This is a genomic window from Klebsiella sp. K-3 (assembly GCF_051207495.1).
GTDB lineage: Bacteria > Pseudomonadota > Gammaproteobacteria > Enterobacterales > Enterobacteriaceae > Klebsiella > Klebsiella aerogenes.
This window is the reverse complement of sequence record NZ_JBPNXF010000002.1, coordinates 366,347-388,257: the sequence shown is the minus strand read 5'-3', so window position 1 is coordinate 388,257 and position 21,911 is coordinate 366,347. Positions and strand designations below refer to the sequence as shown.

Genomic DNA, 21,911 nt, shown 5'->3' with positions numbered 1-21,911 from the left:
GGGCTTTGCGTTCGCAAAGCCCTTTCTATTATTCCTGCCAGACCACCACGCGGTCGCGGCCACCGTTTTTCGCCGCGTACATAGCCGTATCTGCGCGCTTGACGCACTCCTCAGCCCCAATGCTTGAGCTTGTAACGGTGTAAACACCCATGCTAATGGTCATTCGTTCCGGCAGCAATGTCTGCCCGGCGCTGACCATCTGACGAATCCGCTCGGCTATCGCCAGCGCATCATCAGCATGGGTATTTACCAGCAGCAGGGCGAACTCTTCGCCGCCGATGCGCGCGGCAATATCATCATGGCGCACGTGTGTCCGTAATACGTCGGCGGTAAACTGAATCACCTTGTCACCCTGAACATGACCGTAGTTGTCGTTGATACGCTTAAAGTGGTCGAGATCGCTGACGATAACCGACAGCGGTTGTGTTGCTGAAACTTGCGGCAGCAGACCGTTGAGCGTGTCGTAAAAGTAGCTGCGGTTGTACAGTCTGGTCAGCGGATCGCGGATAGAGTTCTGATATGAATTGATGTATTTGTTGTTAGAGTCGCGATAGAGAAGAAAAACGTCGCTTAACAGGACGAACAGCATAAATAAGGTACTTAAGGTTTCGAACAAGCGTGCCTGATTCCATGCGATGATATGTTGGCTATTTGTCGCTGTGAGTAATACGTTTAGCGTAAACAAATAGGCGGCGCAGAAAAATGCGCCGCTGTACCAGAATATATTTCTTAGCCGGGTGAGAGTAACCAATAATACCAATGTCACTACCCAGACTAAAAAAAGCAACCAGCCCATCCAGTTATGCCATAACGGAGTAAAAGTGCTGGTGAGATCGTCGATGAAATCGATGCTTAATAATGGACTATTACTGGAATGTAGCCACGACAAAATAAGAGTGATAGCACTAAAAAGAAAACACCCCGTCAGTACTATAGTATGTGCGCCGGACGCTTGATTAAGATACTGACGAAAACGGTATATAACAATAGCGGTGATGAACAACACCGCCATCAGGATATTACGGAATGAATAAAAGATCAGTGCGTCATTTTGTTTAACAATATATTCGCTGTTGTACAATAGCCAGCCGGGATAGCTGCTCAGGGTACCCAGCATCAGCAGGGCGGAGCTGGCAAAGGCGATGGCGATAGGCATTAGATACAGGCGGTTTTTATCACACCAATATTTCATGCTCATGAAACAGGCAATAGTAATATGAAAAATCATTAATATTATTGTCAACAAAGGAAAAAGTGGTGATGAAGTCGTAGGAATACGATTAACGACTGAATGAGATAGTAAATCAATCGTAATAATTGCCAGGCTGCAGGCAAAGATATAAGCAAATAAGCGGTGCGATAACCGGTTTAAATTCAGAGGCACAGGCAAACTCCCGCGATAAAAGGGCGGATAAAAACGACGCGCTGGTCGCTAAATGAAAAACATCTTCAGGCTAACGAATTAATTAACGGGAAATATTGCGCAAACGCAAGTTGCTGTGCAGAAACATCAATAATATTGATATATGTATGATGAATGTTTTGGTGATAAATAATGAATCTGGAGAATTAATGCGGCCAATTAAGGCCGCATTAGGGAGGCTTAACGCGGGGAAACCGTCACTTGACTACCGCTGCCGGCAATGGCTACGCGCTGGCCGACGGAGAACGGGGTGCTGCCCTGTTTCTGAACCACCATGATGGTATTACCGTCATCTTTGCGGATCTCCAGCTCAACGCCCTGCGTTTTGTTCATCGCGCCCTGTACGCCCTGACCGGCTACGCCGCCGGCAACCGCGCCTGCAGCAGTTGCAAGAGAACGACCGGTACCGCCGCCGATGGTATTACCAAGGAAGCCGCCGAGTACCGCGCCGCCAATCGCGCCGATAGCATTGCTGTCATCGCCGCTTTGGATCTGGACCGCACGGGTATGTACGATGGTACCGTAGGTCACGCTTTGCACCTGCTTGGCTTCTGATGCTGTGTAAACATCGCCGGATAGACCGCTGCTGCTGACGCAACCCGCCAGGGTTAAGCCAATCATCGAGACAGCCAAAACACGTAAAATCATTTATGAATCTCCTGTGTACCAAAATGTTCCAGTGAACTTCCATGTGGTCAATTATATGGCATTTAAGCGTTCGCTGGCATAGCTTCCTTATGGACTGTTTAAAAATAATAAGGTTCGCTTTAACGACGAATAAACGTAAGTACTTTACCTAACAAATTGTCGCGGCAGAACTATTGTTAAAAAGTATTAGTGCGCCATAGCATTGCACGCTGCTTTATGATGCACTGATGGCACTGCAAAAGTCATGGAATGAGGGTAGGCGTATGAAATCAGGTCGTTTTATTGGCGTAATGTCTGGCACCAGCCTTGATGGCGTTGATGTTGTTCTGGCGGCAATAAATGAAAACATGGTGGCGCAGCAGGCGAGCCTCTCGTACCCCATCCCGGTCAATCTGAAAGAAGATATTTTAGCGATTTGCCAGGGGCAACAGCTGACCTTGTCGCAACTGGGGCGACTCGATACCCGTTTGGGACGGCTTTTTTCGGATGCAGTATTAGCGCTGATGCGCCAGCAAAATCTTCAGCCTGAGGATGTTGTCGCTATCGGTTGCCATGGCCAGACAGTGTGGCATGAACCGACCGGCGATGCGCCGCACACGATGCAAATAGGCGATAACAATCAGATCGCAGCGCATACCGGCGTGACCGTGGTGGGGGATTTCCGCCGCCGCGATATGGCGCTTGGCGGCCAGGGCGCGCCACTGGTTCCGGCTTTCCACCAGGCGCTGCTGGCGCACCCGGTTGAAAGACGTATGGTGCTTAACATCGGCGGCATAGCCAACCTTTCCTTGCTGGTTCCAGGGCAGCCGGTACGCGGTTACGACACCGGACCGGGAAATATGTTGATGGACGCCTGGATTTGGCGCCAGTGCGGTAAACCCTACGATAAAGACGCGCAATGGGCCAGTGAAGGCAAAGTATTGCTACCGCTGCTGCAGGATATGCTAAGCGACCCGTGGTTTGCGTTACCCGCGCCGAAGAGCACCGGTCGCGAGTATTTCAATTATGGTTGGCTGGAAAAACATCTGGCGCGTTACGCTAATCTGCGAGGGCAGGATGTTCAGGCCACGCTGACTGAACTGACGGCGGTGACCATCAGTGAGCAGGTTTTGTTAAGCGGCGGCTGCGAGCGTTTGTTAGTTTGCGGCGGCGGGGCGCGGAATCCGCTGTTGATGGCGCGTCTGGCGGCGCTGCTGCCAGGAACGGAAGTCACGACCACCGATGATGCCGGTATCAGCGGTGACGATATGGAAGCGTTGGCTTTTGCGTGGCTGGCATGGCGTACGCTTGCCGGCCTGCCGGGTAATCTTCCTTCCGTCACCGGCGCCAGCGAAGCGACCATTCTTGGCGCCATTTATCCCGCGAATCGAGCGCAGAATCAGAGTTAACTGAAGTCGCTATTTTTTATTTACCGGTAAACTGGACGAAATTCCGGGAGGGCGGTTTGCCCTCCTGACCGGGAAAGTCGAAGGCATACTCATGAAAAAATTTCTTATTGCGGTAGTTCCTTTTATGCTGGCGGGGTGTAGCTATTACAACCAATTCGTTGAACGGATGCAGACCGACACCCTTGAATATCAGTGCGATCAAAAACCGCTGACCGTCCATCTGAACAACGCTCGTCAGCAGGTGAGCTTTATCTATGATAATCAGCAACTCAATCTGACCCAGGGGCTCTCGGCTTCCGGTTCTCGTTACACTGATGGCGTTTATGTCTTCTGGTCGAAGGGCGACAGCGCCACCGTGTATAAGCGCGACCGCGCCGTACTGGACAACTGCCAGTTACAAACCGCCAAACGTTGAGATTTCCGTAGCGGGGGCGCACAATAACGCCACCCTATGACAACGATCTCAATGGTTATGTCTGATAACGACGAATTGCAGCAAATCGCGCATCTGCGCCGTGAATATACCCGTGGCGGCCTTCGTCGCCACGATCTTCCCGCTGAACCCCTGACGTTATTTGAACGTTGGTTGCGTCAGGCCTGCGACGCTAAGCTCGCCGACCCGACGGCGATGGTAGTCGCGACCGTTGATGAAAACGGCCAGCCCTATCAACGCATCGTATTGTTAAAACACTATGATGAAAAAGGGCTGGTGTTTTATACCAACCTGGGCAGCCGTAAGGCGCACCAGATCGAAAAAAATCCCCATATCAGCCTGCTGTTTCCCTGGCATATGCTGGAGCGCCAGGTGATGGTAATAGGCCAGGCAGAACGTCTGTCGACGCTGGAAGTGGTTAAGTATTTCCACAGCCGACCGCGCGATAGCCAGATTGGCGCCTGGGTCTCCCAACAGTCCAGCCGTATCTCCGCTCGTGGGATCCTGGAAAGTAAATTCCTCGAGCTTAAACAGAAATTCCAGCAAGGCGAAGTCCCGTTGCCAAGTTTCTGGGGCGGTTTCCGCGTCAGTATTGAACAAATGGAGTTCTGGCAGGGCGGTGAACATCGTCTGCACGACCGCTTTTTATACCAGCGGCAAAATGATGGCTGGCAAATCGACCGTCTGGCGCCATAAAGGACGCAAAATGTTGTTTTAAGCGCTGGTGCTACGTGCTCCGGCGCTTTATTCTATGTACCTTTCGCGTCTGGCGAAAAGTCGTGTACCGGCAAAGGTGCAGTCGTTTATACATGGAGAATTTGATGGCAAGCAGTAACTTGATTAAACAATTGCAAGAGCGGGGGCTGGTAGCCCAGGTGACGGACGAGGAAGCGTTAGCAGAGCGACTGGCGCAAGGCCCGATCGCGCTCTATTGCGGCTTCGATCCTACCGCTGACAGCTTGCACTTGGGGCATCTTGTTCCATTGTTATGCCTGAAACGCTTCCAGCAGGCAGGCCATAAGCCTGTGGCGCTGGTCGGCGGTGCGACCGGTCTGATTGGCGACCCGAGCTTTAAAGCCGCTGAGCGTAAACTCAATACCGAAGATACCGTGCAGCAGTGGGTGGATAAAATCCGTAAACAGGTTGCGCCATTCCTCGATTTCAACTGCGGCGACAACTCGGCGATTGCCGCGAATAACTACGACTGGTTCGGCGGCATGAACGTGCTGACCTTCCTGCGTGATATCGGCAAGCACTTCTCTGTGAACCAGATGATCAACAAAGAAGCGGTGAAGCAGCGTCTGAACCGTGACGATCAGGGGATCTCTTTCACCGAGTTTTCCTATAACCTGCTGCAGGGTTATGACTTTGCCTGCCTGAATAAACTGCACGGCGTGGCGCTGCAAATCGGCGGCTCCGATCAGTGGGGCAACATCACTTCAGGTATCGACCTGACTCGTCGTTTGCACCAGAATCAGGTCTTTGGTTTGACCGTTCCCCTGATCACCAAGGCCGACGGCACCAAGTTCGGTAAAACAGAAGGCGGCGCGGTATGGCTGGATCCGAAGAAAACCAGTCCGTACAAATTCTACCAGTTCTGGATTAACACCGCCGACGCAGACGTTTATCGCTTCCTGAAGTTCTTCACCTTCATGGACATTGCCGAGATCAATGCGCTGGAAGAAGAAGATAAAAACAGCGGTAAAGCGCCGCGCGCGCAGTACGTGCTGGCAGAGCAGGTGACGCGTCTGGTCCACGGCGAAGAAGGCCTGGAAGCGGCTAAGCGCATTACCGAAAGCCTGTTTAACGGTAATCTGAGCGACCTGAGCGAAGCAGATTTCGAACAGCTGGCGCAGGATGGCGTGCCGATGATCGAAATGGAAAAAGGCGCCGATCTCCTGCAGGCGCTGGTGGATTCCGAGCTGCAGCCGTCCCGCGGTCAGGCGCGTAAAACCGTAGCCTCTAACGCGGTGACCATTAACGGTGAAAAACAGTCCGATCCGGAATATGTATTCAGTGATAGCGACCGCCTGTTCGGTCGCTACACCTTACTGCGTCGCGGTAAGAAGAATTACTGCCTGGTCTGCTGGAAATAAAAAATAAAACCAGGGCGTGGGAAACCACGCCCTTTTTTCTTTTTAGGGTTGTGGTAAGAAAATGAAGAACATCCTCGCCATTCAGTCTCACGTTGTGTTTGGCCATGCGGGCAACAGCGCCGCTGAATTTCCGATGCGCCGCCTCGGCGCCAACGTCTGGCCCCTCAATACCGTTCAGTTCTCCAACCATACGCAGTACGGCAAATGGACCGGCTGCGTCATGCCGCCTTCGCATCTGACCGAAATCGTGCAGGGGATTGCCGATATCGATAAGCTGCAGAGCTGCGATGCGGTACTGAGCGGCTATCTTGGCTCCGCCGAGCAGGGCGAACATATTCTCGGCATCGTGCGTCAGGTTAAAGCGGCGAATCCGGCAGCGAAATATTTTTGCGACCCGGTGATGGGCCACCCGGAAAAAGGCTGTATCGTCGCCCCCGGGGTGGCTGAATTCCACGTACGCTATGCGCTGCCGGCCAGTGATATCATCGCGCCGAATCTTGTCGAATTGGAGATCCTGTGCGGCCATCCGGTAGCCAACGTTGACGAAGCCGTTAGCGCGGCGCGTGAGCTGATAGCACTAGGGCCACAGGTGGTGCTGGTGAAGCATCTGGCGCGGGCCGGTATGAGTATGGATCGCTTTGAGATGTTGCTGGTGACAGCGGATGAGGCCTGGCATATCAGCCGCCCGCTGGTCGATTTTGGCAGCCGTCAGCCGGTCGGCGTGGGCGATGTGACCAGCGGCCTGCTGCTGGTTAAGCTACTGCAGGGCGCCAGCCTGCGCGATGCCCTTGAGCACGTTACTGCGGCAGTGTATGAAATCATGCTGGCCACCAAAAATATGCACGAGTATGAATTGCAGGTGGTGGCGGCGCAGGACCGCATTGCCAAACCGGAGCATTACTTCAGCGCTACGCAGCTGTAAGCGCGATGGCATGCCCGCAAGCGGGCATGCCAATGGTTTACTTCAGACCTTCCGCCGACAGCGCCGCCGCAACGGACGGCCGCGCCGCGACGTGCGCCATCCAGGCGCCAATATTAGCGTACGCTTCCATATTCAGTTTCACCGCATAGCCCCAGCGCAGGACCGTAAACAGGTAGCCATCGGCGATGGTGAAGCGATGCCCATTCAACCACTGTTTATCCTGCAGCGACTCATCGACATACTGCAGCTTTTTCTCCAGCAGCGCGCGCACCGTCGGCTTGTAGTCTTCCGGGGTGTCCGGGCGGAACAGCGGGGTAAAGCCTTTATGTAATTCGGTGGCGACGTAATTCAGCCATTCCAGCGTCTGATAGCGGGCAATGGTGCCCACTGGGGCCAGCAGCTGACGGTCAGGTACGCGGTCGGCAATGTACTGCATGATGGCCACGCCCTCGGTCAGCAGCATGTCGTCGTCAAGCAGCAGCGCGGGAACCTGACCCTTAGGGTTAATCAGCAGGTAGTCATCGCCGTTTTCGAGGCGTTTCTTCGCCAGGTCGACGCTATCGATGGTAAAGTCGAGGCCGCTTTCGCGCAGGGCGATATGAGAGGCAAGGGAACAGGCGCCGGGCTTGTAGAACAGTTTCATCAGTAACTCCTCGTGGCTGCAGTTTCCTGTATGTTAGTCCCCCGTGGGGCAAAAAAAAAGCCGCTAACAAACGTTAGCGGCCTAAATTTATTGGTTTTCCCGGAGCATTTAAGCGGTTGCGGTTTCGCGCGCTTTGGCAACAGCGTCGTCGTCCAGCGTCATGCGGTTCAGCTTCGGCGCGGTCAGCAGCATCAGGAAAGCGATGACTGCGGTCGCGATACCAATTTGCAGGAACACGTGGCCGTAAACGTTCAGAGAAACCAGCGGGTCGGTGACGTTTTCCGGTACTGCCATCAGGTTAGCTATTTTACCTGCAATGATGGCGGCGCCTGCGGTGGTCAGGAACCAGCTACCCATGATGAAGCCCATCAGACGTTGCGGTACCAGTTGAGCCACCATCGCCAGGCCGAGGCCGGAAATCATCAGTTCACCGATACTCTGCAGCGCGTAGCTGAGGATCAACCAGTTGACGGAGACGATACCGGCATCGCTGGCGAATTTGGTACCCAGCGGCAGCACCAGGAAAGCACCGGAGCACAGTACCATACCGATGGCGAACTTATGCGGCATCGGCAGACGGTCACCCATCTTGTTATAAATCGCCGCCAGAATCGGGCTACCAATCATAATCCAGAACGGGTTCAGCGCCTGATACTGCTCAGGTTCGAACGCGATACCCAGAATCGAGTGCTCAACGTTACGGATCGCGAAGAAGTTCAGCGAGGTTGGCATCTGGCTGTACAGTACGAAGAAGACAATCGCTTCAACCATCAGCAGGAAAGCAACGATCATTTTACGACGCGCCGCGCCCTGCAGCGCCATGGCTTCTTTAGCGAAGATGATAACGATGCCCAGTGCGATGACGCCCAGCGCCATACGTGCGATGCCCTGGTTGTGCAGCAGCCAGGTGGCAATAGCAACCAGAACTACCACGCCGACGATGGTCGCCAGCAGTTTGCCGACATGTACCGGAGCGAAGTCAGGTTTAGAACCGTACTGTTTAACCCACTTCTGGCAGAAGGCGAAGTTAACCACGGTAATCAGCATGCCCACTACGCTCAGCGCGAACGCCACGCTCCAGCCGAACTTCGCCGCCAACCACGGTGTGGCCAGCATAGAGAAGAAGGAACCGATATTGACGGACATGTAGTACATGGTGAATGCACCGTCCAGACGCGGGTCGTTCTTGTCGTAGCAGGTAGAGAGCAGGGAGGACGGGTTGGCTTTAAACAAGCCGTTACCGACGGCGATAGTCGCCATACCCATATAGACGATGGCGGCATCGTGACCGGACCAGGCAACCAGCGCATAGCCGATAGCCAGTACAATCGCGCCAAGCATGATGACGCGTTTGGTGCCAAGTACCTTGTCGCCGAGCCATCCGCCGATAGCGACCAGGCCATAAACCAGTGCACTAAAGGAAGAGAACAGGGTGATAGAATCCGCTTCCGACATACCCAGCTGTTTTACCAGGTAAACGGCCATGATCCCTTGCAGGCCGTAATAACCAAAACGCTCCCATAACTCAATGGAGAAAATGAGATAAAACGCTCTTGGTTGTTTGAAAGCGTTCAAACTCACGCTTTCTGCTGGTTTATTGTTTGCAGTTGACACATATACCTCTTTTTTTACATCCCATATTAACGGGGGCTGTTTGGGGCGCAATCCCGGAGGACCGCCGCCTTTATAGTTATTCTTGGAGGGAAAACGGCAAGTAATGTTCACTATCCTGCCCCATCAGGCAATAGCTTTGTAATACTCTGTTACACATAACTAAGCCACTATAATTAGCCAGTCATACAAATGTTATACAGAGTTAAATTTCACCTTTTTGCTAAACCTGATATTTTAATCTGTGATTGGCCGTCGCCGCGGGGATAAAGGCGATATATTCTGCTTTTTGACCTTGAAGGTAGTGAGATGGCCTATATTCCTAAAAATAAGCAGGCTATTGTCCTGACGTGTAAGGCTCTGATATTGAAATTGCTGGCTTTTTGCAGCATTTTTGCAACAGTAATTTAACGATGAGTTGCGTGGATGATCTTGATCACAAATATATAGAAAATTTTCAACGGTAAAAAACGAATGCGCTGATTGCTGGTTATATAACCGCATAATTATCCATCTAAACGGCAAAAGTATGGAGTGATTATCGGTATGATTGATAAATAATAGAGCCATAACCATAGGTTAAGTTATGGCTCCAGGCGGTCAATGAGGAAAATAGCGGCGGCTGGGGAGAGCGGTCGTATTCAGCAGATATGCAGAACTCAGGACTCTACCTTCTCTTTATACTCGCACAAATCTTCAATCAGGCAGGAACCACAGCGCGGTTTTCGCGCGATACAAGTGTAACGGCCGTGAAGAATAAGCCAGTGGTGGCAGTCAACTTTAAACTCCGCAGGAACCACCTTTAACAACTTTTCTTCGACTTGTTCAACGTTCTTGCCGGGAGCAAATTGTGTCCGATTGCAAACGCGAAAAATATGGGTATCGACGGCAATAGTCGGCCAGCCAAAGGCGGTATTCAGCACGACATTAGCGGTCTTACGCCCGACCCCCGGTAAGGCCTCCAGCGCCGCCCTGTCTTCCGGTACTTCACCGTTATGCTGCTCCAGCAGGATGCGGCAGGTCTTAATGACGTTTTCGGCTTTACTGTTAAAAAGACCAATGGTCTTGATATAGGACTTCACGCCGTCAACGCCAAGTTCCAGCATCGCCGCCGGCGTATTGGCGACCGGATAGAGCTTCGCCGTCGCTTTATTGACGCTCACATCGGTGGCCTGCGCCGACAGCAGCACCGCAATCAGTAACTCGAACGGCGAGGTAAAATTAAGTTCGGTGGTTGGGTGCGGGTCGTTATCCCGCAGCCTGGTCAGGATCTCCAGGCGTTTGGCTTTATTCATCTTACGCTTTCCCTGTCACATCAGTTGGGGCGACGGAGACGGCCTGCGCCGCTTTCGCCTTACGCTGCTTAGTACGCTCATCGATGAGGTATTTTACCGCCAGCATCATACCGAGGCCAATGAAAGCGCCCGGCGGCAGCATCGCCAGCAGGAACGGCGTATCGGTATGGAAAACTTCGATGCGCAGAACTTTCGCCCAACCGCCTAATAAGCTATCGGCGCCATCAAACAACGTGCCATTGCCGATTATTTCGCGCAGCGATCCCAGCACAAACATGGCGCAGGTCGCGCCCATACCAATGGAAAAACCATCAAGCGCCGACAGCGCCGGTCCTTTTTTGGCGGCGAACGCTTCGGCGCGCCCCACCACGATACAGTTGGTGACGATAAGTGGAATGAAAATACCCAACGATTGATACAGGCCGAAAGCGTATGCGTTGATAAGCATTTGTACCACGCTAACTACCGAGGCGATAATCATCACGTAGATCGGAATACGGATCTCCGCTGGCGTCCAACGGCGCAGGCTGGAGATAGTGAGGTTAGTTAGCGTCAGTACCAGCGTGGTCGCCAGACCGAGGCCCAGGGCATTGGTAGCCGTTGAGGTAACCGCAAGCAGGGGACACATACCCAACAGCTGAACCAGCGCCGAGTTATTCTTCCACAACCCTTGAACAATGACGTCTTTTACTTCGCTCATGGTTTAGTCTCCGCAGGCGGTGAATTCAGGGATCTGCGCGGGCAGCGTTTGCGCATACAGTCCCGCGCGTTTAACGGCGTTTACCACCGCGCGGGGGGTAATGGTCGCACCGGTGAATTGGTCGAAATCACCACCGTCTTTTTTCACCGCCCAGTGGCTATCATTTTGACCATGGATAACCTTGCCGCTGAAGTGGGTGATCCAGTCAGAAATACGCAGTTCGATCTTATCGCCGAGCCCGGGGGTCTCATGATGCTCGGTGACACGTGATCCAAGAACGGTGCCTTTAAAGTCAGCTGCGACCAGCAGTTGAATCGCCCCGGAATAACCATCCGGCGCCGTGGCTTCCATCACCGCGCCGACCGGCGTATCGTTCTGCTTTGCAATCCACACTTTATGCTGACCTTTGCCTAACTGCGACGCGGTCACCAGATAACAGCTTTTCAGCAAATCGTTATTATAACTCTCCGCTGGCAGGACCTGATCGAATAGGGCCTTTTGCTGCAGCGCGGCCTGCTGCTCGATGGTGTTTTTGGTTAACTCATTAATGGCGGCCGTTAGTCCGGTCGAGCCAGCGGCAAAGAGCGCCAGCGTGATGCCATGTTTACGCATGCTGTTTAACATCGCGACTCCTCAACGGTGGCCATACACGCGCGGGCGCGTGTAGTAGTCAATCAATGGGACGGTAATATTCGCCAGCAGCACGGCAAAGGCGACCCCGTCCGGATAACCGCCGAAGCTGCGGATTAGCCATACCAGTAAACCGGCCAGCGCGCCGAAAATCAGGCGTCCGCGGTTGGTGGTGGATGCCGTCACCGGATCGGTAAGGATAAAGAATGCCCCGAGCATGGTGGCGCCGGAAAGCAGATGCATTTGCGGCGATGCCAGGCTTTCCGGTGAGAAAATCCAGCCGAGAGTGGCGCAGACGGCAAGGCTTAGCAGGAAGCTAACCGGGATATGCCAGCGGATGGTTTTTTGCCAAAGCAGGAACAGACCGCCAGCCAGCCAGGCGAGGTTAACCCACTGCCAGCCGAGACCAGCCAGTTGGCCGCCATAAATTGGATACTGCAGGATCTCTTTTGCGCTGTGTCCGGCATGCAGCGACGTTTTAAATGTATCCAGCGGAGTAGCCTGGCTGATACCGTCGATTCCCATGCGCAGGCTGTTCATATCGCCACCGCTGGCGGTGTGGCCGCTGAAAATGACCTGCAGCGCATCCATAAAACCAGGAACCTGAGCGGCAATCTCGTGCGGTGGTAACCAGGAGGTCATCTGCACCGGGAAAGAGATCAGCAGGACGACGTAGCCGATCATTGCCGGGTTGAAGGGGTTATGCCCTAATCCGCCGTACAGTTGCTTGGCAATCACCACCGCGAATGCGGTGCCCAACACCACCATCCACCACGGCGCCAGCGGCGGAATACTGACTGCCAGCAACAAACCGGTCAGCAGGGCGGAGTTATCCGCAAGGGTTGCCGCAATATTTTGTTTGCGCAACTTGAGAATAGCCGCTTCGGTTCCCCATGCGGTGAAGGCCGCAAGGATAATCTGCAACAGGGTACCCCAGCCGAAAAACCAGCTCTGGACGACAATACCAGGGATCGCCGCCAGCAGCACCAGTAGCATAATTCGCGAGGTCTGGCGCTGGTTGTGGGTATAAGGGGAGCTTGCGATTCTGAAAACCATTTATTCCTCGTTAACTGCCTGCTGTGTTGCTTTACGTGCCTGAACGCGAGCGATAGCTGCCGCGACGGCCGCTTTACGCGGGTCGTCATTGGCCGCGTCCGGCGCGGTTTGTTGTTCTACTTGCTGTGCGGCCTTACGCGCTTTTGCACGGGCGATAGCGGCTTCAACGGCGGCTTTACGCGGATCGACCGTGGGCGCAGCCTCAACCGTTGTTTCACTTTCGGCAGACGGTGCGGCGTTTTCAACCTGCTGCGCAGCCTTACGCGCTTTTGCACGGGCGATAGCGGCTTCAACGGCGGCTTTACGCGGATCGACCGCGGGCGCAGCCTCAACCGTTGTTTCACTTTCGGCAGACGGTGCGGCGTTTTCAACCTGCTGCGCAGCTTTTCGTGCTTTGGCGCGAGCGATGGCGGCTTCAACGGCGGCTTTACGCGGATCGGGAGCATCGGCTGTCGAGTCGACAGCAGTTTGCTGTGCGGCTTTGCGCGCCCGAGCCTCGGCTTTACGCGCTTCGCGGGCGGCAATCGCTTCGCTGTTGTCCGGTTTACTGCCGGATTGAATGACAATCGGCTGCGCCGCATCACGCTGCTTATCACGCACCCGGGCCAACGCGGCGTTAATAGCATCCTGATCTTTCGCCGCCGGTTGGACGGCCGCTTTTTTGTGCCGCTCCTGACGCGCGGCTTTTTCGCGCTCAAGACGCGCCTGTCGCGCTTCAAAACGAGCTTTGGCTTCGGCGGCGCGCTGTTCTTCCAGGCGAATGGCGGCAATTTCCGCTTTTTCCTGGCGGAAATATTGCACTAGTGGAATATTGCTAGGACAGACCCAGGCGCAGGCGCCGCATTCGATGCAGTCAGCTAAGTTGTGGGTGGTGGCTTTATCGTGCTGCTGGCCTTTACTGAACCAATATAGCTGCTGGGGGAGGAGATCTGCCGGGCAGGCATCGGCGCAGGCGCTGCAGCGGATACAACCTTGCTCTTCCTGCGTTTCGCCCATCTCAATCACCGACGGCGCCAGCAGGCAGTTAGTGATTTTCACGACCGGAACGTCGAGCCAGGGCAGAGTGAAGCCCATTAGCGGCCCGCCCATGATGACCATCGGCTCCGCGCTGGCGCAGAAACCGGCATCGCTCAGAAGATGGCGCACCGGCGTACCAAGGCGCGCCCAAACGTTGCCCGGACGGCTAATCGCTTCGCCGGTGAGGGTGACGACGCGCTCGGTCAACGGCTCGCCGTCGATCACCGCGCGTTTAACTGCATAAGCGGTGCCAACGTTCTGCATCAGGACGCCAATATCGGAAGAGCGTCCGCCGTGCGGCACCTGCTTTCCGGTGAGAATTTGCGTGAGCTGCTTCGCGCCGCCGGAGGGATATTTGGTTGGGATCACCCGCAATGCTATGCCATGGGCGTCGGTTAATACCGCGCGCAGCATGGAGATGGCCTGCGGCTTGTTATCTTCGATACCAATCAGCACCTGTTTGGGCTGCAAAATATGCGCAAGGATGCGGATCCCCTCCACAACCTGCGCCGCGCAATCCTGCATCAGGCGATCGTCAGCGGTGATATAGGGCTCGCATTCGGCGGCATTGATAATCAGGGTGTCGATTTTATCACCGCCGCCGCGCAGTTTTGTTCCCGTAGGGAAGCCGGCGCCGCCGAGTCCGGCGACGCCAAACTGGTGGATACGTTCGATCAGTTCTTCACGCGACTTGTTGTGGTAGTCGCTCCAGCCCTCGCGCTCAATCCAGCAATCTTCGCCATCGGCGTCGATAATAACGCTCAGTTCCGCCAGCGCGGAAGGATGGGCGGTCGAGTGAGGCTCGATAGCCGTCACCGTTCCGGAAGTCGGGGCATGAACCGGCAGCATTCTGCCAAAACCGCGGGTCAACGGTTGACCGCGCAGAACTTTGTCGCCCGGTTGTACGCACAGTTCGCCTTCAGCACCGATATGCTGCTTCAGCGGAATGACGAAACGCTGCGGCAGAGGAACCTGACGCAGCGGCGTGCCGTTGGACTGAGTTTTCATTTCAGGCGGATGAATACCGCCGTTGAAGTCCCAGATTTTGTCTTTTCGGAAAGCGGAAAATAACTTAAACATGTTGTTCCACAGGAATATTGCGTACTGGGATGGTTTGCAGGTCCCATTTCCAGGTTTCGGTGGTCTGAGCGACTGGACGCAGGTCAATACACTGAGTCGGGCAGGGGGCCACGCAGAGATTACAGCCGGTACACAGGTCGCTCATCACCGTATGCATGGCGCGGGTCGCGCCAACGATGGCATCGACCGGGCAGGCCTGAATACATTTGGTGCAGCCAATGCAGTTGGCTTCATCAATCACCGCCAACATGCGAACCGGCTCTTGCTGCTGCTCGTCGCCGTCAATAGGCTGCGGATCGACATTCAATAATGCGGCGATTTTTAACATAACCGCTTCGCCGCCGGGGGCGCAGCGGTTAATTTTTTCACCTTGAGTCCCAACGGCTTCCGCGTAGGGACGACAGCCAGGAAAACCGCATTGGCCGCATTGACTTTGCGGCAGTAGTTCATCAATTTTTTCTACCACCGGATCGTCTTCCACCGCAAAACGGCGCGACGCGTACCCTAGTATTAAGCCGAAAATCAGCCCGAGCAGGCTGATGGCGATCACGGCTATCCAGACAGCGCTCATTACAACTTCACCAAACCACTAAAGCCCATAAATGCCAGCGACATTAATCCTGCGGTCACCAGCGCAATCGCGTTACCGCGAAACGGCGCGGGAACATCGGCAACTACTAGTCGTTCGCGAATGGCGGCGAATAACACCATCACCAGCGAGAAACCGACGGCGGCGGCGAAACCGTACAGCGCGGACTGCAGGAAATTATGCCCGAGGTTAATATTCAGCAATGCCACGCCCAGCACCGCGCAGTTGGTGGTGATTAACGGCAGGAAGATCCCCAGCAGGCGATACAGCGCCGGGCTGGTTTTACGGACCACCATCTCGGTAAATTGCACCACCACCGCGATGACCAGGATAAAGGCCAGGGTGCGTAGATAAACAAGGTTTAGCGGGATAAGGATCCAGGTGTCGATCAACCAAGCGCAAATCGAGGCCAGCGTCATCACGAAGGTGGTGGCCAGTCCCATCCCCATAGCGGTTTCCAGCTTTTTGGAAACCCCCATAAACGGGCACAATCCAAGGAACTTCACCAGCACGAAGTTATTAACAAGGACAGTACCGACAAAGAGCAGTAAATAATCAGCCATTATTGGACCTGAAACGAAAAAAAGCCGCCTATTATCGAATAAATCGATACCGGCGACAACAGGTGAACTGTGTGGTTATTACGGATTGACGAAGGTCCGCTTAACCCGCGCAGAGCGTCGAAAATAGGGCGCAAACAGTGCTGCGGCAAGCAACGGAAACAGCAGTTGGCGCATGGCCAGAAGATCCGAAATCGGCGAAAAAGCGAACGCCTTAATCGCCAGCAGCAGCGAAATAAGCAGCCAGATAATGTAGTGTTTGGGTACCACCGCGCGGCGTTTGAAAAAAGCTATTGTCAGCCACAGGGTATAATACCACATCGCGACGGCGAACAGCAGCGAGGCCAGCCATAGCGCCAGGTGGCCGAAGCTCATCGCTTTCAGCAATGCCCAGGTCTGCGGCGCCATCAGCGCATTCGCGTACAGTATTAATGATAGGGAGGTGCTGAGCAGCGCGAGCAGTAACCACGCCAGCGGCGCCAGTAGCCATCCGCCTATACGTTCTGCAGATTGAGAGGACATCGTAACCCCCGGATTCAACGCCAGTTAGTTAATTTCAGGGCGGGAAGTATAAGCAACTGGCGTGAATGATAACAGTCTTTATTGCACGTAACGCCATACCGACTTCGGCACCTGGCCGACATCGAACAGTTTTCCGCCAGAAACTAACTCGGCGCGGCGGTGATCGGCGGCGCGATACATGTTGACGATTTCATTGGTGTCAGAGAGAGAATAGTTAAGATGATCAAAAAGTTTTTCCAGGCTTTCCAGCGAACTAATTTTGCGGAATTTTAATAAATAATCCTGTACGGTCATTTGTGTATCCATTTAATAATCGGAATTAAGTCGAATATTACCAATTTTCTGTAAACCGTGTTTCAACTAACAGCGCCTTCTTGATGGGCCGGCGGAATTATTTCGGTTGCCAATACTAAAAACAAGAACTGATTAGGATCCTGGCATCGTAAAAAGAAATTTAAGAATATTCTACAACCAGATCAGGCGCCGGACGGCGCCTGAGGGGGGAAGATTAACGCTGTTCGCCTCGGCTGGCAATAACGTTTTGGTACCAGAAATAACTCTTTTTTCGTTTGCGGGCGCGGTTCTGCTGGTGATCGACGTAGACAAAGCCATACTGCTTCTGATAGCCGTTGAGCCAGCTTAGCAGGTCAATAAAGGACCACGGGTAAAAACCGCGGACATCCGCACCTAATGCTATTGCTTTTTCCAGCGCATTAATGTGGCTACTCAGATAGTCAATTCGCGGATCGTCGACAATTTCACCGTCAATTATCGGATCTTTTGCCCCCAAACCATTTTCGGTGATATAGATTGGGATATCGCCATAGCGCTCTTTTATCATCATGATGCCGTCGGTTAATCCCTGCGGCCAAATTTCCCAGCCCCATTCAGTATAAGTACTTTGCGGATTGCGGACGAAATAAAATAATCCATCCACGCCGGACTCGCCGACGCCTGGACCTTCTTGCGGCGTGGCGGAGACCGTCTCCCGACGATAATAATTCAGGCCGATAAAATCACAGCGGTTTTCCTTGAGCAGCGCATCGTCGCCCGGCGCAAAAAGGGGTACATTCCACAGCGCCTGAGCCTGACGGAGCAAATCGGCTGGATAGACGCCTTTCAGTACCGGATCGTATAGCCAGTGGGTATGGATAGCATCGGCCAACGCGGTGGCCCTGATATCCTCGGCGCTTTGCGTCAACGGCGTATGGGGCTGCAGGACGTTAACGAAACCGATCTGGCCGTTAATGTTCATTTCACGGAAGGTCTTAACGGCCAGCGCGTGGGCGACAAAGACATGGTGACAAGCCTGGATGGCGCGAGCCGGGTCGCGTACCGCCGGTGGATGGCAGCCATTAATATAACCGTGGCCGATAAATACGATGGTTTCGTTAAAGGTTGCCCACAGCTTGACCCTGGAACCGAAGCGCTGATAGCACAGACGAGCGTATTCGGCGAAGGCTTCCGCTGTGCTGCGAGCCTCCCAACCCCCTTCGTCCTGCAATGCCTGCGGTAAATCCCAGTGATAAAGGGTGATCATTGGTTCGATATTGTGCGCCAGCAGTTCGTCGATCAAATCGCTGTAAAACTGTACGCCGGGTTCATTGACTTCGCCACGGCCATGAGGCAATAACCGTGGCCAGGAGATAGAAAAACGGTAGCTTTGTAGCCCCATTTCAGCCATCAGGGCGACATCTTCACGAAAACGATGATAGTGATCGACGGCGATATCGCCATTGGTGCCCTGAAAGGTGGTTCCCGGCTGGTGCGAGTAAATATCCCAAATAGAAGGGCCTTTGCCATCGGCATCGTGCCCGCCTTCAACCTGGTAGGCGGCCGTTGCTGCCCCCCAGAGAAAATCTTGCGGAAATGCGGCCATCAAAAAAACTCCTTATCAAGTGATAAGGAGAGTGTATTGAATGGCGCGACAAATCTGCAACCGGTTTCTGAAACCGGTTGCAGATTTGCGGCGAGTATCACTTTTTGCCTTTATTTCGCCTGTACGGTGCTAGCCGGGGGCGGGGACTGATAATCATCGATTTGATGCGCAACCACCAACAGTACAGCCGAAACGCCAAACACAACCCAACCAATAAGTTCTACAATGCGGGTAAAAACAGTCGTCATAATTCTAAAGCGGAAAGTTAAAATGGATTGAAATGTTACTAAACCGCGGAAACAACGCAAGTATTACTGCCCATGCATTGCGCAACTGACGCAAAGATGAACAGCGTGCACGGATAAGCGGAAGATTAAGGTTTATAGTAGAAGTCATGGTTGCCTGCGAGGATGACGCCATGAGTGATGCTATAAGGGTAGGACTGATAGGCTATGGTTATGCAAGCAAGACATTTCACGCGCCATTGATTTCCGGTACGCCGGGTATGGCGCTATCGGCCGTGGTCAGTAGCGACGCGCAAAAAGTACTGACAGACTGGCCGGCGACCCAGGTGGTGGCTTCAACGAGTTCGCTATACGCTGACCCTGATATCGATTTGATTGTTATTCCGACTCCCAACGATACCCATTTCCCTTTGGCGCGAGCGGCGCTGGAGGCGGGTAAACACGTCATTGTTGACAAACCTTTTACCGTGACACTGTCACAAGCACGCGAGTTGGATGCTATCGCCAGAAGCCGCGGGCGGCTGTTATCGGTGTTCCATAATCGCCGTTGGGATAGCGATTTTCTCACGCTGAAGGCCTTGATTGCCGCAGGGGATTTGGGGGAGGTCAGTTATTTTGAATCACATTTCGATCGTTTTCGCCCGCAGGTTCGTGACCGCTGGCGTGAGCAGGGCGGCCCTGGCAGCGGTATCTGGTATGACTTAGGCCCGCATCTGCTCGATCAGGCGGTCAATCTGTTTGGCCTGCCGGTGAGTATTGCCGTCGATCTGGCGCAGCAGCGCCCCGGCGCGCAGGCGACGGATTATTTTCACGCGGTGTTAGTTTATCCGCAACGGCGAGTGATTTTGCACAGCACGCTGCTGGCGGCGGCAGAAACGGCGCGATATATCGTCCATGGTTCACGAGGAAGCTATGTGAAATATGGTCTCGATCCGCAGGAAGAACGTTTGAAAAACGGCGAACGGTTGCCGCAGGAGGATTGGGGCTACGATATGCGTGACGGTATATTGACCCGTGTTGAAGGTGAAGAGCGCGTCGAGGAAACCTGGCTGACGCTCCCCGGGAACTATCCCGCTTATTATGCGGCGATTCGCGATGCGCTCAACGGCAGCGGAGAAAACCCGGTACCCGCAAGCCAGGCGATTCAGATTATGGAACTGATTGAACTGGGGATTGAATCGGCACGGCACCGGACGGCGCTGTGCCTGATTTAACAGCATGCTCCGCCTGCACGGCGGAGCTTTGGCTTAATTAGCCTTTAGAACGCGTTGGATCAGCGCCTCTTTTTCCTGACGGCTGAGGAACGCCAGTTCCAGACCGTTAATTTGCGCCTGACGGATCTGCTCGCGGTTGAGGCCCGCCGCCGGTGCGGCGACATTGTACTCGTGAATAATATCCACACCCTGTACCGCCGGATCGTCGGTGTTAATGCAGGCCAGCACGCCGTGATCGAGGAAGGTCTTCAGCGGGTGCTGCGCCAGTGAGGCGACGGTACTGGTCTGGATGTTCGACGTCAGGCAGGATTCAATGCCAATACGTTCAGCGGCGAGGTAGTCCATTAGCTTCGGATCCTGCACGGCTTTCACCCCATGACCGATGCGTTCGGCGCCCAGTTCACGAATGGCCTGCCAGATACTTTCCGGCCCGGCTGCTTCACCTGCGTGGACGGTAATACGCCAACCCGCGTCACGCGCGCGACGGAAATGATCCATAAACAGCGCGCCAGGGAACCCCAGCTCATCGCCAGCCAGATCCAGCGCGGTGATCCCATCGCGATGGGCCAGCAGGGCGTCGAGTTCCTCTTCACAGGCCGCTTCGCCGAAGGTGCGGCTCATGATGCCAATCAGACGCGCCTCGACGCCGAAATCACGGCAGCCTTCGCGTACTCCGGCAATCACCGCTTCGACGACGCCGGCGACCGGCAGCTGATGGGTCATCGCCATATAACGCGGAGAAAAACGCAGCTCAACGTAGTGCAGGCCGTTGCGCGCGGCGTCTTCAACGTTTTCCCAGGCAACACGGCGGCAGGCTTCCAGAGAAGCCAGCACCTTCACGCCCCAATCGAGTTTCGCCAGGAAGCTAACCAGGTCTGGTTCATTGCTGGTGACCTGCACATGCGGACGCAGCGTTTCAAGGGTATCTGCCGGGAGAGTAATATTGAACTGGCGGCCAAGATCGAGAATGGTTTGGGCACGGATGTTGCCGTCAAGATGGCGGTGAATGTCTGTTAAAGGCAAAGTTGAATCAATCATGGTCGCACTCATTTTTTAGTTGAAGTGCACGATATTATACATCAGCAGCGTAACCGTTTAAAAGTACGGAAAAAATCCCATGGATACATGGAGATGGGGGGTGCAAAGTCTGTTTTTGCGCAAATAAAAAGCCATTTCCCTTTTCTGTTGCGCAACTTGAGGTGTTGAGCGGCCCCAAGCGTAAACTAACTTCCGGGCCGTCTGAATATCTGGATGAGCGTTTAATAATTTCTGCGATTAAAAGGGGAGAATCATATTTTCCATATGCAATAATGTGTTGTCTTTTGACCAGTAATGGCGCGTTTTTTCATTAAGATCAACCACCCATTTAAATACCCCGGCATTTGCCAGTTCGGCGCAATAGTTATCAAAAGGAGTGACACCACTAAAGTGGCGTCGCGCAGCTTCTCGGGTGAGCGTTCTGCAGGCCTGCGAGTTAACACGCAGCAACTTTCTGTTGCTTTTCAGGGAAACGAAAGTATCTGATGACATAACAAAATTCACATTCCCGGTAGCAACAAAATAGATGTAATAAGAGACATTATTTTCAATGAGTACTTCAGTAAATGAAATAAAATCCGCATCAGTACGTACTCGCTCAAAAATGGTTCTGAGCAAATCCAGAAGCTCCATGGTTTTCCTTGTGGGTCGTGTGTGCGTGCGATACGGCTTTATATACAGCTAGTGTATATAAAACGTTCACTTATCTATTTATTATAATGCTAATTATATAAACTTAATTTTAATGTGTGTAATGGTATTGGAACAGTGTTTCAAGTGTTACAAAGTATTGCTTCAGCGCAAGAAATCAGCAGTTCCACTGGCGGGGGAGTAAAAGCAGCGTGGCGACTTATCAATAGCGTTTCGCTATTAGTCATAGAGAATCAGTATTTAATCTTAGTAAGACGCTTATATATAGTGT

General features: G+C 53.6%; 23 protein-coding genes. 6 read left to right on the top strand and 17 right to left on the bottom strand.

Features of this window, described 5'->3' with window-relative positions:
• Nucleotides 1–28: 28 nt before the first annotated feature.
• Both ACSEMK_RS04725 and slyB read right to left on the bottom strand, forming a co-directional pair.
• Nucleotides 29–1,384, bottom strand: coding sequence for a sensor domain-containing diguanylate cyclase (locus tag ACSEMK_RS04725; protein WP_430915501.1), 1,356 nt, complete (start codon nucleotides 1,382–1,384; stop codon nucleotides 29–31).
• Nucleotides 1,385–1,603: 219 nt separating this feature from the next.
• A complete protein-coding gene (gene slyB / locus ACSEMK_RS04720; protein ID WP_045392464.1) occupies nucleotides 1,604–2,071 on the bottom strand; it encodes an outer membrane lipoprotein SlyB in 468 nt (155 codons plus the stop codon).
• 263 nt (nucleotides 2,072–2,334) lie between these two features.
• On the opposite strand from slyB, the gene anmK reads away from it, so the two are divergent.
• From anmK to pdxY, 5 genes are all read left to right on the top strand, one after another.
• Nucleotides 2,335–3,459 carry an anhydro-N-acetylmuramic acid kinase gene (gene anmK / locus ACSEMK_RS04715; protein WP_087858479.1) on the top strand — a complete coding sequence of 375 codons (1,125 nt, stop codon included), beginning with the start codon at nucleotides 2,335–2,337 and terminating at the stop codon, nucleotides 3,457–3,459.
• A 91-nt stretch (nucleotides 3,460–3,550) separates the two neighbouring features.
• Nucleotides 3,551–3,874: a C-type lysozyme inhibitor gene (gene mliC, locus ACSEMK_RS04710; RefSeq protein WP_087858480.1), complete on the top strand. Its 324-nt coding sequence runs from the start codon at nucleotides 3,551–3,553 to the stop codon at nucleotides 3,872–3,874.
• A 57-nt stretch (nucleotides 3,875–3,931) separates the two neighbouring features.
• Complete coding sequence (gene pdxH / locus ACSEMK_RS04705) at nucleotides 3,932–4,588, top strand: pyridoxamine 5'-phosphate oxidase (protein WP_032706215.1); 657 nt, start codon at nucleotides 3,932–3,934, stop codon at nucleotides 4,586–4,588.
• 125 nt (nucleotides 4,589–4,713) lie between these two features.
• On the top strand, nucleotides 4,714–5,988 hold the full coding sequence (tyrS, locus tag ACSEMK_RS04700; RefSeq protein WP_045392458.1) for a tyrosine--tRNA ligase: 1,275 nt from the start codon (nucleotides 4,714–4,716) through the stop codon (nucleotides 5,986–5,988).
• A gap of 61 nt (nucleotides 5,989–6,049) precedes the next feature.
• Nucleotides 6,050–6,910 (top strand): pyridoxal kinase PdxY, encoded by an 861-nt coding sequence (gene pdxY, locus ACSEMK_RS04695; protein ID WP_087858481.1) that lies wholly within the window; start codon nucleotides 6,050–6,052, stop codon nucleotides 6,908–6,910.
• 37 nt (nucleotides 6,911–6,947) lie between these two features.
• Here pdxY and gstA read toward each other — a convergent pair whose 3' ends face one another.
• The 13 genes from gstA to blr form a co-directional block, all read right to left on the bottom strand.
• On the bottom strand, nucleotides 6,948–7,553 hold the full coding sequence (gene gstA, locus ACSEMK_RS04690) for a glutathione transferase GstA (RefSeq protein ID WP_087858482.1): 606 nt from the start codon (nucleotides 7,551–7,553) through the stop codon (nucleotides 6,948–6,950).
• 108 nt (nucleotides 7,554–7,661) lie between these two features.
• Nucleotides 7,662–9,167: a dipeptide/tripeptide permease DtpA gene (gene dtpA, locus ACSEMK_RS04685; RefSeq protein WP_087858483.1), complete on the bottom strand. Its 1,506-nt coding sequence runs from the start codon at nucleotides 9,165–9,167 to the stop codon at nucleotides 7,662–7,664.
• 656 nt (nucleotides 9,168–9,823) lie between these two features.
• The gene (gene nth / locus ACSEMK_RS04680; protein WP_113374672.1) at nucleotides 9,824–10,459 is read right to left on the bottom strand and encodes an endonuclease III; all 636 of its coding nucleotides are present in this window, start codon (nucleotides 10,457–10,459) and stop codon (nucleotides 9,824–9,826) included.
• 1 nt (nucleotide 10,460) lies between these two features.
• A complete protein-coding gene (locus ACSEMK_RS04675) occupies nucleotides 10,461–11,159 on the bottom strand; it encodes an electron transport complex subunit E (protein ID WP_087858486.1) in 699 nt (232 codons plus the stop codon).
• Between the two features lie 3 nt (nucleotides 11,160–11,162).
• Nucleotides 11,163–11,783 (bottom strand): electron transport complex subunit RsxG, encoded by a 621-nt coding sequence (rsxG, locus tag ACSEMK_RS04670; protein ID WP_113374673.1) that lies wholly within the window; start codon nucleotides 11,781–11,783, stop codon nucleotides 11,163–11,165.
• Between the two features lie 9 nt (nucleotides 11,784–11,792).
• A complete protein-coding gene (gene rsxD / locus ACSEMK_RS04665) occupies nucleotides 11,793–12,845 on the bottom strand; it encodes an electron transport complex subunit RsxD (protein ID WP_015705232.1) in 1,053 nt (350 codons plus the stop codon).
• Nucleotides 12,846–14,942: an electron transport complex subunit RsxC gene (rsxC, locus tag ACSEMK_RS04660; protein ID WP_430915502.1), complete on the bottom strand. Its 2,097-nt coding sequence runs from the start codon at nucleotides 14,940–14,942 to the stop codon at nucleotides 12,846–12,848.
• The gene (rsxB, locus tag ACSEMK_RS04655; RefSeq protein ID WP_045392444.1) at nucleotides 14,935–15,513 is read right to left on the bottom strand and encodes an electron transport complex subunit RsxB; all 579 of its coding nucleotides are present in this window, start codon (nucleotides 15,511–15,513) and stop codon (nucleotides 14,935–14,937) included. The genes rsxC and rsxB overlap by 8 nt, the downstream gene beginning before the upstream one ends.
• The gene (gene rsxA / locus ACSEMK_RS04650) at nucleotides 15,513–16,094 is read right to left on the bottom strand and encodes an electron transport complex subunit RsxA (protein WP_015366851.1); all 582 of its coding nucleotides are present in this window, start codon (nucleotides 16,092–16,094) and stop codon (nucleotides 15,513–15,515) included. Before rsxA ends, rsxB begins: the two co-directional genes overlap by 1 nt.
• Nucleotides 16,095–16,172: 78 nt before the next feature.
• Complete coding sequence (locus tag ACSEMK_RS04645) at nucleotides 16,173–16,613, bottom strand: DUF2569 domain-containing protein (RefSeq protein ID WP_015366850.1); 441 nt, start codon at nucleotides 16,611–16,613, stop codon at nucleotides 16,173–16,175.
• Nucleotides 16,614–16,691: 78 nt separating this feature from the next.
• Entirely contained in the window at nucleotides 16,692–16,907 is a 216-nt protein-coding gene (ydgT, locus tag ACSEMK_RS04640) for a transcription modulator YdgT (protein ID WP_015366849.1), read from the bottom strand.
• A 214-nt stretch (nucleotides 16,908–17,121) separates the two neighbouring features.
• Nucleotides 17,122–18,492 carry a GH1 family beta-glucosidase gene (locus ACSEMK_RS04635; protein WP_213317643.1) on the bottom strand — a complete coding sequence of 457 codons (1,371 nt, stop codon included), beginning with the start codon at nucleotides 18,490–18,492 and terminating at the stop codon, nucleotides 17,122–17,124.
• A 110-nt stretch (nucleotides 18,493–18,602) separates the two neighbouring features.
• Entirely contained in the window at nucleotides 18,603–18,740 is a 138-nt protein-coding gene (blr, locus tag ACSEMK_RS04630; RefSeq protein WP_015366847.1) for a division septum protein Blr, read from the bottom strand.
• Nucleotides 18,741–18,910: 170 nt separating this feature from the next.
• On the opposite strand from blr, the gene ACSEMK_RS04625 reads away from it, so the two are divergent.
• Complete coding sequence (locus tag ACSEMK_RS04625) at nucleotides 18,911–19,951, top strand: oxidoreductase (RefSeq protein ID WP_430915503.1); 1,041 nt, start codon at nucleotides 18,911–18,913, stop codon at nucleotides 19,949–19,951.
• A gap of 33 nt (nucleotides 19,952–19,984) precedes the next feature.
• Here the strand turns inward: ACSEMK_RS04625 and add are convergent, their stop codons facing one another.
• Complete coding sequence (gene add / locus ACSEMK_RS04620) at nucleotides 19,985–20,989, bottom strand: adenosine deaminase (protein ID WP_087858491.1); 1,005 nt, start codon at nucleotides 20,987–20,989, stop codon at nucleotides 19,985–19,987.
• Between the two features lie 237 nt (nucleotides 20,990–21,226).
• Nucleotides 21,227–21,622, bottom strand: a complete 396-nt coding sequence (locus tag ACSEMK_RS04615; protein ID WP_087858492.1) for a DUF1398 domain-containing protein — start codon at nucleotides 21,620–21,622, stop codon at nucleotides 21,227–21,229.
• Nucleotides 21,623–21,911 lie beyond the last annotated feature (289 nt).

What these genes read in the sequence shown, in the direction of transcription:
- slyB (WP_045392464.1), bottom strand. Translation starts at nt 2,071, where the DNA reads ATGATTTTACGTGTTTTGGCTGTCTCGATGATTGGCTTAACCCTGGCG.
- anmK (WP_087858479.1), top strand. Translation starts at nt 2,335, where the DNA reads ATGAAATCAGGTCGTTTTATTGGCGTAATGTCTGGCACCAGCCTTGAT.
- mliC (WP_087858480.1), top strand. Translation starts at nt 3,551, where the DNA reads ATGAAAAAATTTCTTATTGCGGTAGTTCCTTTTATGCTGGCGGGGTGT.
- pdxH (WP_032706215.1), top strand. Translation starts at nt 3,932, where the DNA reads ATGTCTGATAACGACGAATTGCAGCAAATCGCGCATCTGCGCCGTGAA.
- tyrS (WP_045392458.1), top strand. Translation starts at nt 4,714, where the DNA reads ATGGCAAGCAGTAACTTGATTAAACAATTGCAAGAGCGGGGGCTGGTA.
- pdxY (WP_087858481.1), top strand. Translation starts at nt 6,050, where the DNA reads ATGAAGAACATCCTCGCCATTCAGTCTCACGTTGTGTTTGGCCATGCG.
- gstA (WP_087858482.1), bottom strand. Translation starts at nt 7,553, where the DNA reads ATGAAACTGTTCTACAAGCCCGGCGCCTGTTCCCTTGCCTCTCATATC.
- nth (WP_113374672.1), bottom strand. Translation starts at nt 10,459, where the DNA reads ATGAATAAAGCCAAACGCCTGGAGATCCTGACCAGGCTGCGGGATAAC.
- ACSEMK_RS04675 (WP_087858486.1), bottom strand. Translation starts at nt 11,159, where the DNA reads ATGAGCGAAGTAAAAGACGTCATTGTTCAAGGGTTGTGGAAGAATAAC.
- rsxG (WP_113374673.1), bottom strand. Translation starts at nt 11,783, where the DNA reads ATGTTAAACAGCATGCGTAAACATGGCATCACGCTGGCGCTCTTTGCC.
- rsxD (WP_015705232.1), bottom strand. Translation starts at nt 12,845, where the DNA reads ATGGTTTTCAGAATCGCAAGCTCCCCTTATACCCACAACCAGCGCCAG.
- rsxC (WP_430915502.1), bottom strand. Translation starts at nt 14,942, where the DNA reads ATGTTTAAGTTATTTTCCGCTTTCCGAAAAGACAAAATCTGGGACTTC.
- rsxB (WP_045392444.1), bottom strand. Translation starts at nt 15,513, where the DNA reads ATGAGCGCTGTCTGGATAGCCGTGATCGCCATCAGCCTGCTCGGGCTG.
- rsxA (WP_015366851.1), bottom strand. Translation starts at nt 16,094, where the DNA reads ATGGCTGATTATTTACTGCTCTTTGTCGGTACTGTCCTTGTTAATAAC.
- ACSEMK_RS04645 (WP_015366850.1), bottom strand. Translation starts at nt 16,613, where the DNA reads ATGTCCTCTCAATCTGCAGAACGTATAGGCGGATGGCTACTGGCGCCG.
- ydgT (WP_015366849.1), bottom strand. Translation starts at nt 16,907, where the DNA reads ATGACCGTACAGGATTATTTATTAAAATTCCGCAAAATTAGTTCGCTG.
- ACSEMK_RS04635 (WP_213317643.1), bottom strand. Translation starts at nt 18,492, where the DNA reads ATGGCCGCATTTCCGCAAGATTTTCTCTGGGGGGCAGCAACGGCCGCC.
- blr (WP_015366847.1), bottom strand. Translation starts at nt 18,740, where the DNA reads ATGACGACTGTTTTTACCCGCATTGTAGAACTTATTGGTTGGGTTGTG.
- ACSEMK_RS04625 (WP_430915503.1), top strand. Translation starts at nt 18,911, where the DNA reads ATGAGTGATGCTATAAGGGTAGGACTGATAGGCTATGGTTATGCAAGC.
- add (WP_087858491.1), bottom strand. Translation starts at nt 20,989, where the DNA reads ATGATTGATTCAACTTTGCCTTTAACAGACATTCACCGCCATCTTGAC.
- ACSEMK_RS04615 (WP_087858492.1), bottom strand. Translation starts at nt 21,622, where the DNA reads ATGGAGCTTCTGGATTTGCTCAGAACCATTTTTGAGCGAGTACGTACT.